Genomic DNA, 14,617 nt, shown 5'->3' with positions numbered 1-14,617 from the left:
GGGGGTTGAGCAAAACAGCGCCAAATCGACTGGGGGATCGGCGAAATCATGCCTAGTCCTCGCCCTCGTCCCAGTCGTCCGACAGCGCATCGGGCGCGTTGGGCGCAAAGACCTGTGGAAAGGCCGCTTCGGCGCGCTTGACGTCGATCCGCAGCAACGCCTCGTACGAGCAGGGGTCAAACGGATCCTCGGCCGCCACGACTTCGCGCCCGAACAGCCAGGACAGCCGCCCGGCGTCCAGATTACCGCGCTCGAACGGCTCTTCCCCGAAGTACTGCCAGAGGGCGGCCATGAAGGCCTGGTCGGCCATCCGGTCGACGTGCTTGCGGTCCTTGAACCGCTCGCGCTTGATCAGCTTGGTCGCGCCCTCCTTCACGTTGGCACGGCGGATGGTGAATTGGAAATCGGTCCCGGGCATCCGGCCGGGAAAGCCGCGGTGCTTCAACATGTGGTCTGCCTCCTGTCCTGGCGCGTGCCGGCAGGGATAGGCGAAAGCACCGGCATGGCCCAGTGGCCATACCGCGAAGCAGTTGCAATGTCAGGGAATTTCGGCCTGCAGACCGCGCCATTGCGCAGGAGGCCGAGAATTGGTGCGGGCCCGCCCAGCCGTTGCCGGCAGGCCCGCTCCGATAGATTACTTGTACTTGCCGGTATCCACGACTTCCGGGGTGACCGGATCGGGCATCGGCTCTTCCTTCTTGGCGCAAGCAGCCAGAGCTGCAACCGCAGCCAGAACCAGAACGAGACGTGCGCTCTTCGACATCCTCTACTCCATCCTTCTTGGGGTGCTTCGATGCCCTCGCGGGTCACCGGCACCTGTTCGCTGTTGAAGGCCGATTTGGCCCGGCCCGTTGCCACCTTATCCGAAAGCATTCCGGATTGGTATGTCGGCTGGACCAAGTTCTCGACCTGTGGCGTTCCTACATCACGCGGAAAAGCATGGCCAGCCAGAAAAGCAAAATCCGTCCCGCGCATCAGAAAACTTCCCAGATACAGGCGCCATTTTCCGGGCGGTAGGATTCAAAAAATTGCACAACGTCGGGGGCCGCTTCGCCAAAGGGGACAACTTCGCTGGCGAATGAGATCACGATCTGCTGCGGGGCGGGCACCATCCCGTCGATGCGGGGGATCGCAAAGCTGTCGCACACTGCCTGCATGTCGGTTGCAGCCGCCTCGACCTCGTCCGGCGACAGCCCCGGCGCCAGAAAGCGGAACCGCGCCGTAGCCCCTTCCGGCCCCCGCGCGTTGGTCACGACATCGATCAACGACAACTCGCGCCCCGAAGGCACCTCGACCGCCTCGCCGGCCGGCGCCTCTTCCTGGCAGGCCGACACCAGCAAGAATGCGGGCAGCACCGCGTAAAGTCCAAGGTTTGCGCGGGGTTGCATGGTCACAGCGGAATGTTGTCGTGCTTTTTCCAGGGCATCGCGGCCTTCTTGCCGCGCAGTGCCGCAAAGGCCCGCGCCACCCGGCGGCGGGTGGAATGCGGCATGATGACCTCGTCGATAAAGCCCTTTTCGGCGGCCACGAAGGGGTTGGCGAAGCGGTCCTCGTAGTCCTTCACCCGCGCCGCGATCTTCTCGGGCTCGCCCAGTTCCGACCGATAGAGGATCTCGACCGCCCCCTTCGCGCCCATCACCGCAACCTCGGCCGTGGGCCAGGCATAGTTGAAATCGGCCTTCAGGTGCTTTGACGCCATGACGACATAGGCCCCGCCATAGGTCTTGCGGGTCAGCACGGTGACCTTCGGGACTGTCGCCTCACCATAAGCGAACAGCAGCTTGGCCCCGTGCTTGATGACGCCGCCATACTCCTGCCCCGTTCCCGGCAGGAAGCCCGGCACGTCGACGAAGGTCAGGATCGGGATCTCGAAGGCATCGCAGAACCGGACAAACCGCGCGGCCTTGCGGCTGGCGTCGATGTCGAGGCAGCCGGCCAGCACCATCGGCTGGTTCGCCACCACACCCACCGTCTGGCCTTCAAGTCGGATGAAGCCGATGATGATGTTGGCCGCGAAATCCTTTTGCAGCTCGCAGAAATCACCCTCGTCCGCGACCTTCAGGATCAGCTCCTTCATGTCGTAGGGCTGGTTCGGGTTGTCGGGGACCAGTGTGTCAAGGCTCGACTCCAGCCGTGCCGGATCATCGAAGAACGGCCGCACCGGCGCCTTCTGCCGGTTGTTCAACGGCAGGAAGTCGAACAGTCTGCGCACCTCGGCCAGCGCCTCGACGTCGTTCTCAAAGGCCCCGTCGGCGACGGACGACTTGCGGGTGTGGGTGGAGGCCCCGCCCAGTTCTTCCGCCGTCACCACCTCGTTCGTGACCGTTTTCACCACATCAGGACCAGTGACGAACATGTAAGAGCTATCCTTCACCATGAAGATGAAGTCGGTCATCGCCGGAGAGTAGACCGCGCCCCCCGCGCAGGGCCCCATGATAAGGCTGATCTGGGGGACAACGCCCGAGGCCTCGATATTGCGCTGGAACACCTCGCCATAGGCCGCCAGCGAGGCCACGCCTTCCTGAATCCGCGCGCCGCCGGAATCGTTGATCCCGATCACCGGCGCGCCATTCTGCATCGCCATGTCCATGATCTTGCAGATCTTGGCACCATGGGTTTCCGACACCGACCCGCCCATGACGGTGAAGTCCTGGCTGAACACATAGACCTGCCGCCCGTTGATCGTGCCCCAGCCCGTGACGACACCATCGCCTGCGGGCCGCTCCTTCTCCATCCCGAAATCGGTGCAGCGATGGGCGACAAACATGTCGAACTCTTCGAAGCTGCCCTCGTCGAGCAGAAGCTCGATCCGCTCTCGCGCGGTCAGCTTGCCCTTGGCGTGCTGCGCCTGGACCCGGCGCTCGCCACCCCCGGCCCGCGCCGTTGCCCGACGGGCCTCAAGCTCTTCGAGAATGTCCTTCATCGCGCCCTCCCCCGGCTGATGCCTTTCTGCAATCTAGGCGAACGCTGCAGGTGCGAGAAGCAGGAAACGGCGAATTTGCAAATACCTTTGAAAGGGATCGCATCAAATCGCAAATCCGCAAATTCTTGGACTACGGAGTCAGCCGCGCTATGCCGCTTGACACACTAGAGCCCCGAGGACCCCATGACCCTGCCCATCCCCGTCGTCACCATCGGCCTGCTGCTGGCTTCGAACATCTTCATGACCTTCGCCTGGTATGGGCACCTGAAGTTCAAGGAAAGCGCGCTTGTCACCGTGATCCTCGTCTCCTGGGGGATCGCGTTCTTCGAATATTGCCTGATGGTCCCCGCGAACCGCATCGGCCACGGCCATTTCTCCGCCGCCGAGCTGAAGACGATCCAGGAGGTCATCACCCTGTCGGTCTTCGCCGTTTTCTCGGTCCTCTACCTGAAAGAGCCCTTGCACTGGAACCACCTGGTCGGCTTCGGCTTCATCGCGGCAGGGGCCTTCTTCATCTTCCACAAGTGGAGCTGACGTCGGGCTTTCCCCCGGTGGACAATCCCTTCGCCCAAGCGTAGCCCTTCCGGGATGCAAGAGCCCGTATTCCTTGACCGGACGACGCCCCCGAAGATCGTCACCCTGATCCTCATGGCCGGACTTTCGGCCCTGACGATGAACATTTTCCTGCCGTCCCTGCCCGGCATGGCCACCTACTACGGCGTGCCCTACGGCGTGATGCAGCAGTCCGTGGCGCTCTACCTCCTCCTCTCCGCGCTCCTCCAGATCGTCATCGGCCCGATCTCCGACCGCTACGGTCGCCGCGCCGTACTGATCGGGTCGCTGATCCTGTTCCTGCTGGCTACGGTAGGCACCCTCCTCGCCCCCACCGCCACCTGGTTCCTCGTCTTCCGCATGGCTCAGGCCGTGATCGCCGCCGGGATGGTCCTCAGCCGAGCCGTCGTCCGCGACATGGTGGCCGACGAACGCGCGGCCAGCATGATCGGCTACGTCACCATGGGGATGAGCCTGGTGCCCATGATCGGCCCGGTCATCGGCGGCGTCCTTGACGACCTCTACGGCTGGAAAGCGAACTTCGCGCTTCTCCTGATCCTCGGCCTTGCCACCCTCGCCCTCGTCTGGGCCGACCTTGGCGAAACCGCCACCCTCCGCCGCGTCAGCCTCATGGACCAGATCCGCACCTACCCGGCCCTCCTAGCCTCGCGCTGGTTCTGGGGCTACACCCTTGCCGCCGCCTTCGCCTCGGGCTGCTTCTTCGCCTACCTCGGGGGCGCGCCTTACGTCGGCGACAAGATTTTCGGCCTCACCTCCACCCATGTCGGGGCCCTCTTCGCCCTGACCGCCATCGGCTACGCTGCAGGCAATTTCTTCGCCGGTCGCTACTCTGTCCGCGTCGGCATGAACCGGATGATCCTCCTCGGCTGCCTCGTCACCTCCGCAGGCCTCGCGCTCCTGACCCTCCTCACCGCGCTTGGCCTCTCCGGCCCCACCACCTTCTTCGGCCTCACCATCTTCATGGGCCTCGGCAACGGCATCTGCCTGCCGAACGCCAACGCCGGGATGCTCTCCGTCCGCCCCGACCTCGCCGGCACCGCCTCGGGCCTGGGTGGAGCCATCCTGATCGGCGGCGGCGCAGCCCTTGCTGCCGTCGCCGGCATCCTCCTCGGCCCCGGCTCCTCGGAAATGCCGCTCATCCTCTTGATGCTCGCCTCTTCCATCGCCTCGGTCGTGGCCATCCTCTTCGTCATCCGCCGCGCCCGCCAGATCGGCGCTTGACGGGCCTTTGCAACGCGCCGCATAGCTTTGCAAAGAGGTCCCCGATGCCCACCCAGAAGCTTTACGCCGGCGTCAAACTGCGCGAGATTCGCGGGCGGCTGTCGCTGACCCAAAAGGCCTTCGCCGACAAGCTGAACGTCTCGCTGCCCTACCTAAACCAGATGGAGAACAACCACCGGCCCGTCTCCGCCGCCGTGGTCCTTGCCTTGGCCCAGGAATTCGGCCTCGACGTCACCGAGCTGACCGTTGGCGAAAGCGAACGCCTGGTGACCGACATGCGCGAGGCGCTGGCAGACCCGGTCTTCACCACCGCCACCCCGCCGCTCGCCGACCTCCGCCTCGCCGCCTCCAACGCTCCGGCCCTCGCCCGCGCCTTCCTCGACCTCCACCGCGCCTACCGCCAGACCCACGAACGCCTCGCCTCCCTGGATGAGGCTCTGGGCCGCGAAGACGCCGACCTCCGCCCCTCAGCATGGGAGGAGGTGCGCGACTTCTTTCATTATTGCGATAACTACCTCGATGCTATCGACCGTGCCGCCGAGCATTTCGCGACCTCAGCAACCAACGGAAAACCCATAGAAATCCTCGCGCAAGACCTGCTGAAACGCGCCGGGATCAGTCTGCACTATTCGAACACCGCTCCCTTGCGCCACTACGACCCGCAAGCAAAGCGCCTCGACATCTCCGCCCGCGCCTCCGGCCCCTCGCAGCGCTTCCAACTCCTGCATCAGGTCGCGCTTCTCACGCAGAATGAGCTTCTGGAAGCAACCCTCGACCTCGCAAGGTTTTCCACGCCCGAGGCGCGCGACATCGCCAAGATTGGCCTCGCCAACTACTTCGCCGGGGCCGCGCTCCTGCCCTACCGCGCCTTCCTGACCGCCGCGCAAGAGGTGCGCCACGACCTCGAACGCCTGGCCGACATCTTCGGCGCCAGCATCGAACAGGTAGGTCACCGGCTTTCCACGATGCAACGCCCCGGCGCCAAAGGCATCCCGTTCTTCTTTGTCCGCGTCGACCAGGCGGGCACGATCACCAAGCGCCACTCTTCCACCCGCCTGCAGTTCGCCCGCTTCGGCGGAGCCTGCCCCTTGTGGAACGTCCACCAGGCCTTTGAAACGCCAGGACAATTCCTGCGGCAACTGGCCGAGACGCCCGACGGAGTCCGCTACCTTTGCCTCGCCCGCGATGTGTCGAAACCCGCCGGGGCCTTCCTCGCCCCGGTCCGCCGCTATGCCATCGGCCTGGGGTGTGAGGTGCAGCACGCGCCGCAGCTTGTCTATTCCGACGGGCTCGACCTTAAGGGCAGGTTCGAGCCCATCGGCATCTCCTGCCGGATCTGCGAGCGGGTGAACTGCCACCAGCGGTCGGTCCCACCCCTGGAAGGCCGGTTGAAAATCAACCCCAACGCCCGCGACGTCCTGCCCTATGAAATAGGCTGAACCCTCGTCGTTCCCTTCGGTCCTCCTCGGTCGCGAGGAGAAGCCGAAGGCGCACGACGAGCAGCCTACTTGCGCAGCGCCGCCGCGATCTGGTCCTTCAGCCGCGACCGCACCTTGCGCAGGGTTTCCTCTTCGCTTTCGGTCAGCAGGTCCAGGCGGGCTTCCGACCGATGCACCTTGTCGTTCACCGCATCATAGTCCGTCAGAAGCTTGGCGAAATGCGCATCCGCGGCCTTCAAGGCACTGATTTTCTGCGCATCGCCCGGAAACTCCTCATGCAGCGTGTGCGGGGTGTTCGACATCGGTCTCTCCTCTTGACTGTCCCCTACAGTCTAGAAGGTCCCGCCCAACCCCGCCTTGACCCGGATCAAGCTACCGCTGCGACACCCGCCAGTTCGGGTTGATCCAGGGCTCCAGGTTCGACGCCGGCAACTGCGCGCGGCCAAGAATGTGATCCGCGGCCTTTTCGCCCGTCATGATCGACGGCGCATTCAGGTTGCCGTTCGTGACCTGCGGGAAGATCGACGAATCGGCAACCCGAAGGCCCTCGACCCCGATCACCCGGCATTCCGGATCGACCACCGCCATCGGGTCACTGGCCCGCCCCATCCGGCAGGTGCCGCAAGGATGATAGGCGCTTTCGACATGTTCGCGCAGGAAGTCGTCCAGTTGCGCGTCGGTCTCGACCCCTGGCCCCGGCTGCAGCTCGGCCTTCAGGTAGGGCTTGAAGGCGTCCTGTCCGAAGATCTCCCGCGTCAGGCGGATGCAGGCGCGGAAGTCTTCCCAGTCGGACGGGTCGGACATGTAGTTGAACCGGATCACCGGCGCGTCCGTGGGGTTGCCGGACCGCAAGGTGATCGACCCGCGCGACTTCGACCGCATCGGGCCGACATGGGCCTGGAAGCCATGGCCGGCGGCAACGGCCTTGCCGTCATAGCGCACGGCGATGGGCAGGAAGTGGTACTGGATGTCGGGGTATTCCACCCCGGCCTTGGACCGGATGAAGGCGCAAGCTTCGAACTGGTTCGATGCACCGGGGCCTTTCCCGGTCAGCAGCCACTGCGCGCCCACCCAGGCCTTGCCCCAAAGATTCCAGTATTTGTAAAGGGTTATCGGCTGGCTTGCCGCGAACTGCATGTAGATTTCCAGATGGTCCTGCAGGTTCGCGCCCACGCCAGGCCGGTCAGCCACGACCTCCACCCCATGCTCCCGAAGGTGCGCTGCAGGCCCGATCCCGGACAGCATCAGAAGCTTGGGTGAGTTGATCGAGGACGCCGCGATGATGACCTCGCGCCCCGCCCGGATCACCTGCCGCCCGCCGCGCGCATCGATCTCGACCCCCACCGCGCGCTTGCCCTCCATCACCACGCGCCGGGCAAAGCCGCGCACCACATGCACATTCCCCCCCGCCATCGCCGGCTTGAGGTAGGCATTCGCCGCCGACCAGCGCCGCCCCTTGTGGATCGTCGCCTCGAAGGGGCCGAAGCCCTCCTGCTGCTGCCCGTTGTAATCCGCCGTCACCGGATAGCCGGCTTGCCGCCCCGCCTCGATGAAGGCGTCGAACAGCGGATTCTCCCGCGACCCGCGCGACACATGCAGCGGCCCGTCCGTGCCCCGGAACTCCGGCCCCGACCCACCATGCGACTGCTCCATCCGCTTGAAATACGGGAGAACATCGGCATAGCCCCAGCCATCGGCCCCCATCTCGGCCCAGGTGTCGAAATCCTTCGCATGACCCCGGACATAGACCATCCCGTTGATGCTGGATGACCCCCCGATCACCTTCCCCCGCGGCGTCGCGAGCCTGCGCCCCCCAAGGTGAGGCTCGGGCTCCGTGGCAAAGCCCCAGTCGTAGATCCCCATGTTCATGGGATACGACAGCGCCCCCGGCATCTGGATGAACGGCCCGGCGTCCGACCCGCCATGCTCGATCACCGTCACCCGCCGCCCGGCCTCGGCCAGCCGGTAGGCCATCGCACAGCCCGCCGATCCCGCGCCGACGATCACGTAATCCGCATGCATCAGACCGCCCCCCGCACCAGTTCGGCTTCAAGATGCCGCAGCGCCAGCGTTACCGCCGCCGCCCCGTCCGGAGCGCCCGATTTCAGCACCTCGCGCAGGTAAAGCCCGTCGATCATCGCGCCGAGCGATTCGGCGATCCCTTCCGCCCGCGCCCCCGCCAAGGGCCGCAGGGCCGATACGAGGTTCGACCGCAGCCGCCCCTGATACACCGCCAGAAGCCGCTTCGCCTCTGGCACCGATTGCGCCAGGACCCAGAAGTTCAGCCACGCCCCCACCGCCTCACGCCGGAAGTTGCCGGGGGAGAACGACGCCCGCAGGATCGCCCGGATCCGCCCCTCCGGCCCCTCGGCCGCGGCCAGCGCGCCCCGCACCTCGGCGCCGTAAAGCGTCATGATGTGGCGCATCGCGGCCAGGAACATCTCTTCCTTCGACCCGAAATAATGATGCGCCAGGGCCGAAGACATCCCCGCCCGCTTGGCGATCTGGCTCACTGTCACGTCCAGCGACCCCACCCTGCCGATCTCGACAATGGTGGCTTTAACCAGCGCTTCCTTGCGGATAGGCTCCATCCCAAGCTTCGGCATTTCGGTGTGGCCCCAGAAAACTCTTGCCAAACCGAATAAGGGCGAAGTTTATTGACTCGTCAATCAACAAAAACACCGGGGAGCCTGCATGTCCATCCGTTCTACCCTCCTGACCACCGTCGTGACCTTCGCGCTGGCTGGATCCGCCTTCGCCGAAGGCTGCGACAAGGTCATCTTCTCTGACGTCGGCTGGACCGACATCACCGCCACCACCGCCGCCACGACGCTGGTCCTCGAGGCCCTGGGGTATGAGACCGAGACCAAGGTCCTCTCCGTCCCCGTCACTTATACCGGCCTGGCCGAAGGCGACGTCGACGTGTTCCTTGGCAACTGGATGCCGACGATGGAGGCCGACCTCGCCCCGCACCGTGATGCCGGCAAGGTTGAAACCGTCCGCACCAACCTGGAAGGCGCCAAGTACACGCTGGCCACCAACGAACACGGCGCCGCGCTCGGGATCGCCGATTTCAAGGACATCGCCACCCACAAGGACGCGCTCGGCAGCGAAATCTATGGGATCGAGCCGGGCAATGACGGCAACCGCATTCTTCTGGAAATGATCGAAGGCGGCCCCTTCGGCCTTGACGGCTTTGAACTCGTCGAATCCTCCGAACAGGGCATGCTCGCCGAGGTCGCCAAGAAGTCTGACGCCGGTGAGCCGATCATCTTCCTCGGCTGGGAACCCCACCCGATGAATGCCAACTTCAAGATGACCTATCTGACCGGCGGCGACGACTTCTTCGGCCCGAACTTCGGCGGCGCAGTCGTCGATACCAACGTCCGCGCGGGCTACGTCGCGGAATGCCCGAACCAGGGCAAGCTCCTCCAGAACCTCGTCTTCTCGCTGCCGATGGAGAACGAGATCATGGGGGCGATCCTGAACGACGGCGAGGACCCGCGCGATGCTGCAAAGGCATGGCTGGCGGCAAACCCCGATACCTGGAAGGCCTGGCTTGACGGCGTCACCGCCAAGGACGGCAGCGATGCCGTGGCGGCCGTGGAAGCCGCACTCCAGTAAGACCAAAGGCCCCGGGAACCAACCAGGGGCCTTCTTCGTCCAACGGGGGAACGGGACATGGACTGGCTGACGGATTACAAGATCCCGGTCGGCAAGGTGGCGAAGTCCATCTTCGACTGGATGAAGGACAACCTCTCGCCGCTGTTCGATGCGATCTCGGCGGTGATGGATGCGATGATCGCGGGCATCCTCTGGCTGTTGCAGGCCCCGCATCCCCTTGTCATCATTGCGCTTTTCATCGCACTGACCTGGTATCTGCAGCGCAGCTGGAAGGTCTGCCTCGGCGTCCTGCTGGGTTTTCTCTTCATCCTGAACCAGGGCTACTGGGAAGAGACGACGGAAAGCCTGACGCTGATCCTGTCGGCCTGCGTGGTCTGCATGGGCCTGGGCGTCCCCATTGGCATCGCCGCCGCGCACCGGCCCCGGCTTTACACCGCGATGGCCCCGATCCTTGACCTGATGCAGACCCTGCCGACCTTCGTCTACCTGATCCCGGCCATCGTCTTCTTCGGCCTCGGCATGGTCCCTGGCCTGATCGCGACGGTGATCTTCGTCCTGCCCGCGCCGATCCGTCTGACCCACCTTGGCGTCTCTTCGACCCCCAATGCGCTGTTAGAGGCCGCAACGGCATTCGGGGCCACCCCCCGCCAGCGGCTCTGGAAAGTAGAACTGCCCTGGGCCATGCCGCAGATCATGGCCGGGCTGAACCAGACCATCATGCTGTCGCTGTCGATGGTCGTCATCGCGGCCCTCGTCGGCGCAAACGGCCTCGGCGTCCCCGTTGTCCGCGCCTTGAACTCGGTCAACACCGCTTTGGGCTTTGAATCCGGGTTCATCATCGTTGTGGTGGCGATCCTTCTTGACCGCATGCTGAGGGTGACACGATGAGCCGCGCCGCCGTTGAATTCGACCGCGTTTCCATCGTCTTCGGCGACAACCCGGGTCGCGCCCTGCCCTTGATGGACCAGGGCAAGACCCGGGCCGAGGTGCAGCAGGCCTGCGGCCAGGTGCTTGGGGTCCACGACTGCTCCCTGACCGTGGCCGAGGGCGAGATTCTTGTCCTGATGGGCCTTTCGGGGTCCGGCAAGTCCACCCTCCTCCGCGGCGTGAACGCTCTGAACCCCGTGGTCCGGGGCGAAGTGCGGGTGCTTGAGAACGACAAGATGGTCTCTGTCACCAAGGCCGACCCCGAGACGCTGCGCCGGTTGCGCGCCACCCGGATCGCCATGGTTTTCCAGCAGTTCGGCCTGCTGCCCTGGCGGACCGTGCGCGAAAACGTCGGTCTTGGTTTGGAACTTGCCGGCATGTCGCCCGAGGCGCGCAAGCCCAAGGTCGATGCCCAGCTGGAGCTGGTGAACCTGTCGCAATGGGCCGAACGCAAGGTCGGCGACCTTTCGGGCGGGATGCAGCAGCGCGTGGGCCTCGCCCGCGCCTTCGTCACCGACGCGCCGATCCTTCTGATGGACGAACCCTTCTCGGCCCTCGACCCGCTGATCCGCACCAAGCTGCAGGACGAACTGCTGGATCTGCAACGCAAGCTCAAGCGCACCATCGTCTTCGTGAGCCACGACCTGGACGAGGCGTTCAAGATCGGCAACCGCATCGCGTTGATGGAGGGCGGCCGGATCGTCCAATGCGGCACGGCGAGGGAGATCATCGCCAATCCGGTTTCGGACTATGTCGCCGATTTCGTGGCCCACATGAACCCGCTTGGGGTGCTCACGGCCCGCGACGTGATGGAGCCCGGCGCGGCCTCGGCCACCGCCCGGTCGCTCGACGCCGAGACGCCGGTCAAGGACATCATGGACCTGATGGCCCAGGGCGTGGCCGAGCTGGTGGTGACGGAAAACGGCCGGAACCTTGGCCTCGTGCGGACCGCCAGTCTGATGGCCAAGCTGATCAACCCGCGCGCCTAAGTCCAAGAATTTTAAGTAAAATTCTTGACAAATTCCTTGCTCAAGGAATTTGGCCCGGACGCACAGTCGCACACCCTATCCACCTCTCGCCTCCCCTCCCCCGCCGTGGGGAGGGGATGGGGGTGGGGGGCCGACGTCACAGGGTAAACATACCCCTAACGCCCACGCCCATCCACATGATTCCAAACGGAAATCCGGAAATGTCCACCGTGGACACTCACCCGCCCGAGGCCGCCTTCTTCTTCGCCGGGGCCTTCTTCGCCGCCGCTTTCTTCGGGGCGGCAGCCTTCTTCGGCGCAGCCTTCTTCTTCGTACCCGACTTCCCCGCCTTCTCGGCGAGCATGACCAGCGCCTCCTCCAGCGTGACCGCCTCGGGCTCCACCCCCTTCGGCAGGGTCGCGTTGACCTTCTCCCACTTCACATAGGGCCCGTAGCGGCCCGGCATCACCTGCACCTCACCCCCATCCGGATGCGCGCCCAAGACCTTCAACGGCCCCGCCGGCGCCGCCCGCCCTGCCCCGCGCGAGGCCTTCTGGGCCAGCACCTCCACCGCCCGGTTCATCCCGATGGTGAAGACCTCCTCCACCTCCGGAATGTTCGCGTAGACCGACCCATGCTTCACGTAAGGACCAAACCGCCCGATCCCCGCCTCGACCAGCACCCCATCCGCCGGATGCTTGCCGACTTCCCGGGGCAACGACAGCAACGCCAGCGCCCGCTCCAGGGTCAGCCCATCCGGCGTCCACCCCTTCGGCAGGCTCGCCCGGTCGGGCTTCGGATTGGCCTCGCTGGCCTCCCCCCGCTGGACATAGGGCCCGAACCGACCCGCTCGCAGGGAAATCTCGACACCGTTCTCATCCTGCCCCAGGACCCGCCCGTCCGAGGCGACGCTTTCCGCGTCCCCCGCCAAGGGCCGGGTATACCGACACTCTGGATAGTTGCCGCAGCCGATGAAAGCCCCACCCGACCGCGCCGTCTTCAGGTGCAGCCGCCCGGTGCCGCAGGTCGGGCACGCCCTCGGATCGCCCCCATCCGCCCGTGCGGGGTAAAGGTGGGGGGCGAGGAAGTCGTCCAGCTTCTCCAGCACCTCGCCGATCCGCAGGTCCGCCGTCTCGGCAATCGCCGCCGAAAAGTCGCGCCAGAAGCGGGTCAGCACATCCTTGTAGTCCCGGTCGCCAGCCGAGACGTCATCGAGTTCCGCCTCCAGATCGGCGGTGAAATCATACTCGACGTACCGCTTGAAGAAGTTCGCCAGGAAGGCCGTCACCAGCCGCCCCTTGTCTTCCGGGAAGAGGCGGTTCTTGTCCTTCCGGACGTATTCCCGGTCGACAATCGTGGTCAGGATCGAGGCATAGGTCGACGGCCTCCCGATCCCCAGCTCTTCCATCCGTTTCACCAGCGTCGCCTCGGTATAGCGCGGCGGGGGCTGGGTGAAGTGCTGCTCGGGCGTGACCGCGCCCTTCGCCAAAGCCTCGCCTTGCATCACCTGCGGCAGGCGGCCTTCCTCGTCGTCCTCATCGTCGCGGCCCTGGTCGTAGACTTTGAGATAGCCGTCAAACAGTACCACCTGCCCGTTCGCGCGGAAGGCCACTTCACCGTCCGGCGAGGCCACGTCCACCGCCGTCCGTTCCAGCCGCGCCGCCGCCATCTGCGAGGAAATCGTCCGCTTCCAGATCAGGTCATAGAGCTTGCGCTGATCCTCCTCCACCCGGATCTTCTCCGGTCCCAGGCCCATGTCCGTCGGCCGGATGCACTCATGCGCTTCCTGAGCATTCTTGGCCTTGTTCTTGTACATGCGGGGAGACTCCGGCACGTACTCGGCCCCGAAGCGCCGCTTGATCTCGTCCCGAGCGGCCATCACCGCTTCGGGGGCCATGTCGATGCCGTCGGTCCGCATGTAGGTGATGTACCCGGCCTCGTAGAGGCGCTGCGCCGCGTTCATGCACTGCTTTGCGCCCATGCCATACTTGCGGCTCGCCTCTTGCTGGAGCGTCGAGGTCATGAAGGGCGGCCAGGGGTTGCGGGTCGCGGGTTTCGATTCGACCGCCATCACCTTGAATTCGCGGTGGTTTGCCGCCTGGACTGCCAATTCGGCGGCTGTGGCGGTGGGGATGTCGAACTTGGTCAGCTTCTTGCCGCCCAGGGTGACCATTCCGGCCTCGAACTCCTGCCCGCGCGGGGTGCGGAAGACGGCTTTCACGGTCCAGTATTCCTGGGCCTTGAAGGCCTCGATTTCCATTTCCCGCTCGACGATCAGCCGCAAGCAGACGGACTGCACGCGGCCCGCCGACTTGGCCCCTGGCAGCTTGCGCCAGAGGACCGGCGAGAGGGTGAAGCCCACCAGATAGTCCAGCGCGCGGCGGGCAAGGTAGGCCTCGACCAGGGCCTGGTCGACCTCGCGCGGTTCCTTCATCGCCTTCGTCACCGCGTCCTTGGTGATGGCGTTGAAGGTCACGCGGGCGACCTTTTTCCCCTTCTTGAGGCTCGACTGCAGCGCCTCCTTAAGGTGCCAGCTGATCGCCTCACCCTCACGATCCGGGTCGGTCGCCAGGATCAGCGTGTCGTCGGATTTCAACGCCTCGGCGATGGCGCGGACGTGCTTTTTCGATTCCGGCGCGACCTCCCACAGCATGTCGAATCCACGGTCGGGGTCCACGGAACCGTCCTTGGCAGGCAGGTCGCGGACGTGGCCGTAAGACGCAAGGACCGTGAAGTCGGGCCCCAGATACTTGTTGATTGTCTTGGCCTTGGCGGGGGATTCCACGACGACGACTGGCATGTTTTCCTGAAACTCCCGGGCCGGCAAATGGCGCGGCAACATGTGGGGGAAGGTGCGGACTTGTCAACCGGGAGAGACAGGCCGTTTTGCCGCAACCGAACCGGACCGAAGGTCCGAATTCGATTTTTCGCCGAAAAATCGT

At 65.0% G+C, this 14,617-nt stretch carries 14 protein-coding genes; 6 read left to right on the top strand and 8 right to left on the bottom strand.

Annotated features, from left to right (window positions below):
- Nucleotides 1-52: 52 nt before the first annotated feature.
- The 4 genes from AC2EAL_RS10215 to AC2EAL_RS10200 all read right to left on the bottom strand — a co-directional run bounded on the left by AC2EAL_RS10215 (nucleotide 53) and on the right by AC2EAL_RS10200 (nucleotide 2,923).
- A complete protein-coding gene (locus tag AC2EAL_RS10215) occupies nucleotides 53-448 on the bottom strand; it encodes a hypothetical protein (RefSeq protein WP_484724110.1) in 396 nt (131 codons plus the stop codon).
- A 186-nt stretch (nucleotides 449-634) separates the two neighbouring features.
- The gene (locus tag AC2EAL_RS10210) at nucleotides 635-763 is read right to left on the bottom strand and encodes a hypothetical protein (protein ID WP_484724109.1); all 129 of its coding nucleotides are present in this window, start codon (nucleotides 761-763) and stop codon (nucleotides 635-637) included.
- A gap of 211 nt (nucleotides 764-974) precedes the next feature.
- Complete coding sequence (locus AC2EAL_RS10205) at nucleotides 975-1,388, bottom strand: DUF6497 family protein (protein WP_484724108.1); 414 nt, start codon at nucleotides 1,386-1,388, stop codon at nucleotides 975-977.
- Between the two features lie 2 nt (nucleotides 1,389-1,390).
- A complete protein-coding gene (locus tag AC2EAL_RS10200; protein WP_484724107.1) occupies nucleotides 1,391-2,923 on the bottom strand; it encodes an acyl-CoA carboxylase subunit beta in 1,533 nt (510 codons plus the stop codon).
- A gap of 183 nt (nucleotides 2,924-3,106) precedes the next feature.
- Here AC2EAL_RS10200 and AC2EAL_RS10195 point away from each other — a divergent pair, with 183 nt between their 5' ends.
- The 3 genes from AC2EAL_RS10195 to AC2EAL_RS10185 are packed head-to-tail and all read left to right on the top strand — an operon-like array spanning nucleotide 3,107 to nucleotide 6,156.
- Nucleotides 3,107-3,457 carry a DMT family protein gene (locus AC2EAL_RS10195; RefSeq protein WP_484724106.1) on the top strand — a complete coding sequence of 117 codons (351 nt, stop codon included), beginning with the start codon at nucleotides 3,107-3,109 and terminating at the stop codon, nucleotides 3,455-3,457.
- A 54-nt stretch (nucleotides 3,458-3,511) separates the two neighbouring features.
- Entirely contained in the window at nucleotides 3,512-4,717 is a 1,206-nt protein-coding gene (locus tag AC2EAL_RS10190; protein WP_484724105.1) for a Bcr/CflA family efflux MFS transporter, read from the top strand.
- 44 nt (nucleotides 4,718-4,761) lie between these two features.
- On the top strand, nucleotides 4,762-6,156 hold the full coding sequence (locus tag AC2EAL_RS10185) for a helix-turn-helix domain-containing protein (RefSeq protein WP_484724104.1): 1,395 nt from the start codon (nucleotides 4,762-4,764) through the stop codon (nucleotides 6,154-6,156).
- 65 nt (nucleotides 6,157-6,221) lie between these two features.
- Here the strand turns inward: AC2EAL_RS10185 and AC2EAL_RS10180 are convergent, their stop codons facing one another.
- From AC2EAL_RS10180 to betI, 3 genes are all read right to left on the bottom strand, one after another.
- Nucleotides 6,222-6,458 carry an HP1242/YdcH family protein gene (locus tag AC2EAL_RS10180; RefSeq protein ID WP_484724103.1) on the bottom strand — a complete coding sequence of 79 codons (237 nt, stop codon included), beginning with the start codon at nucleotides 6,456-6,458 and terminating at the stop codon, nucleotides 6,222-6,224.
- A gap of 70 nt (nucleotides 6,459-6,528) precedes the next feature.
- The gene (gene betA / locus AC2EAL_RS10175; protein WP_484724102.1) at nucleotides 6,529-8,178 is read right to left on the bottom strand and encodes a choline dehydrogenase; all 1,650 of its coding nucleotides are present in this window, start codon (nucleotides 8,176-8,178) and stop codon (nucleotides 6,529-6,531) included.
- A complete protein-coding gene (gene betI / locus AC2EAL_RS10170; RefSeq protein WP_484724101.1) occupies nucleotides 8,178-8,762 on the bottom strand; it encodes a choline-binding transcriptional repressor BetI in 585 nt (194 codons plus the stop codon). Before betI ends, betA begins: the two co-directional genes overlap by 1 nt.
- Before the next feature lie 88 nt (nucleotides 8,763-8,850).
- On the opposite strand from betI, the gene choX reads away from it, so the two are divergent.
- From choX to choV, 3 genes are read left to right on the top strand one after another with little or no spacing between them, the layout of a single operon-like run.
- Entirely contained in the window at nucleotides 8,851-9,780 is a 930-nt protein-coding gene (gene choX / locus AC2EAL_RS10165) for a choline ABC transporter substrate-binding protein (RefSeq protein WP_484724100.1), read from the top strand.
- A 57-nt stretch (nucleotides 9,781-9,837) separates the two neighbouring features.
- The gene (gene choW, locus AC2EAL_RS10160) at nucleotides 9,838-10,668 is read left to right on the top strand and encodes a choline ABC transporter permease subunit (protein WP_484724099.1); all 831 of its coding nucleotides are present in this window, start codon (nucleotides 9,838-9,840) and stop codon (nucleotides 10,666-10,668) included.
- Nucleotides 10,665-11,696 carry a choline ABC transporter ATP-binding protein gene (choV, locus tag AC2EAL_RS10155; RefSeq protein ID WP_484724098.1) on the top strand — a complete coding sequence of 344 codons (1,032 nt, stop codon included), beginning with the start codon at nucleotides 10,665-10,667 and terminating at the stop codon, nucleotides 11,694-11,696. Before choW ends, choV begins: the two co-directional genes overlap by 4 nt.
- Nucleotides 11,697-11,913: 217 nt before the next feature.
- Here choV and topA read toward each other — a convergent pair whose 3' ends face one another.
- On the bottom strand, nucleotides 11,914-14,475 hold the full coding sequence (topA, locus tag AC2EAL_RS10150; RefSeq protein ID WP_484724097.1) for a type I DNA topoisomerase: 2,562 nt from the start codon (nucleotides 14,473-14,475) through the stop codon (nucleotides 11,914-11,916).
- Nucleotides 14,476-14,617 lie beyond the last annotated feature (142 nt).

It is taken from the genome of Tabrizicola sp. T74, assembly GCF_057219935.1.
This window is presented reverse-complemented; position numbering and strand designations above follow the sequence as displayed.

Excerpts from the sequence above, each read along its gene's own strand:
- AC2EAL_RS10215 (WP_484724110.1), bottom strand. The coding sequence starts at position 448 with ATGTTGAAGCACCGCGGCTTTCCCGGCCGGATGCCCGGGACCGATTTC.
- AC2EAL_RS10210 (WP_484724109.1), bottom strand. The coding sequence starts at position 763 with ATGTCGAAGAGCGCACGTCTCGTTCTGGTTCTGGCTGCGGTTGCAGCT.
- AC2EAL_RS10205 (WP_484724108.1), bottom strand. The coding sequence starts at position 1,388 with ATGCAACCCCGCGCAAACCTTGGACTTTACGCGGTGCTGCCCGCATTC.
- AC2EAL_RS10200 (WP_484724107.1), bottom strand. The coding sequence starts at position 2,923 with ATGAAGGACATTCTCGAAGAGCTTGAGGCCCGTCGGGCAACGGCGCGG.
- AC2EAL_RS10195 (WP_484724106.1), top strand. The coding sequence starts at position 3,107 with ATGACCCTGCCCATCCCCGTCGTCACCATCGGCCTGCTGCTGGCTTCG.
- AC2EAL_RS10190 (WP_484724105.1), top strand. The coding sequence starts at position 3,512 with ATGCAAGAGCCCGTATTCCTTGACCGGACGACGCCCCCGAAGATCGTC.
- AC2EAL_RS10185 (WP_484724104.1), top strand. The coding sequence starts at position 4,762 with ATGCCCACCCAGAAGCTTTACGCCGGCGTCAAACTGCGCGAGATTCGC.
- AC2EAL_RS10180 (WP_484724103.1), bottom strand. The coding sequence starts at position 6,458 with ATGTCGAACACCCCGCACACGCTGCATGAGGAGTTTCCGGGCGATGCG.
- betA (WP_484724102.1), bottom strand. The coding sequence starts at position 8,178 with ATGCATGCGGATTACGTGATCGTCGGCGCGGGATCGGCGGGCTGTGCG.
- betI (WP_484724101.1), bottom strand. The coding sequence starts at position 8,762 with ATGCCGAAGCTTGGGATGGAGCCTATCCGCAAGGAAGCGCTGGTTAAA.
- choX (WP_484724100.1), top strand. The coding sequence starts at position 8,851 with ATGTCCATCCGTTCTACCCTCCTGACCACCGTCGTGACCTTCGCGCTG.
- choW (WP_484724099.1), top strand. The coding sequence starts at position 9,838 with ATGGACTGGCTGACGGATTACAAGATCCCGGTCGGCAAGGTGGCGAAG.
- choV (WP_484724098.1), top strand. The coding sequence starts at position 10,665 with ATGAGCCGCGCCGCCGTTGAATTCGACCGCGTTTCCATCGTCTTCGGC.
- topA (WP_484724097.1), bottom strand. The coding sequence starts at position 14,475 with ATGCCAGTCGTCGTCGTGGAATCCCCCGCCAAGGCCAAGACAATCAAC.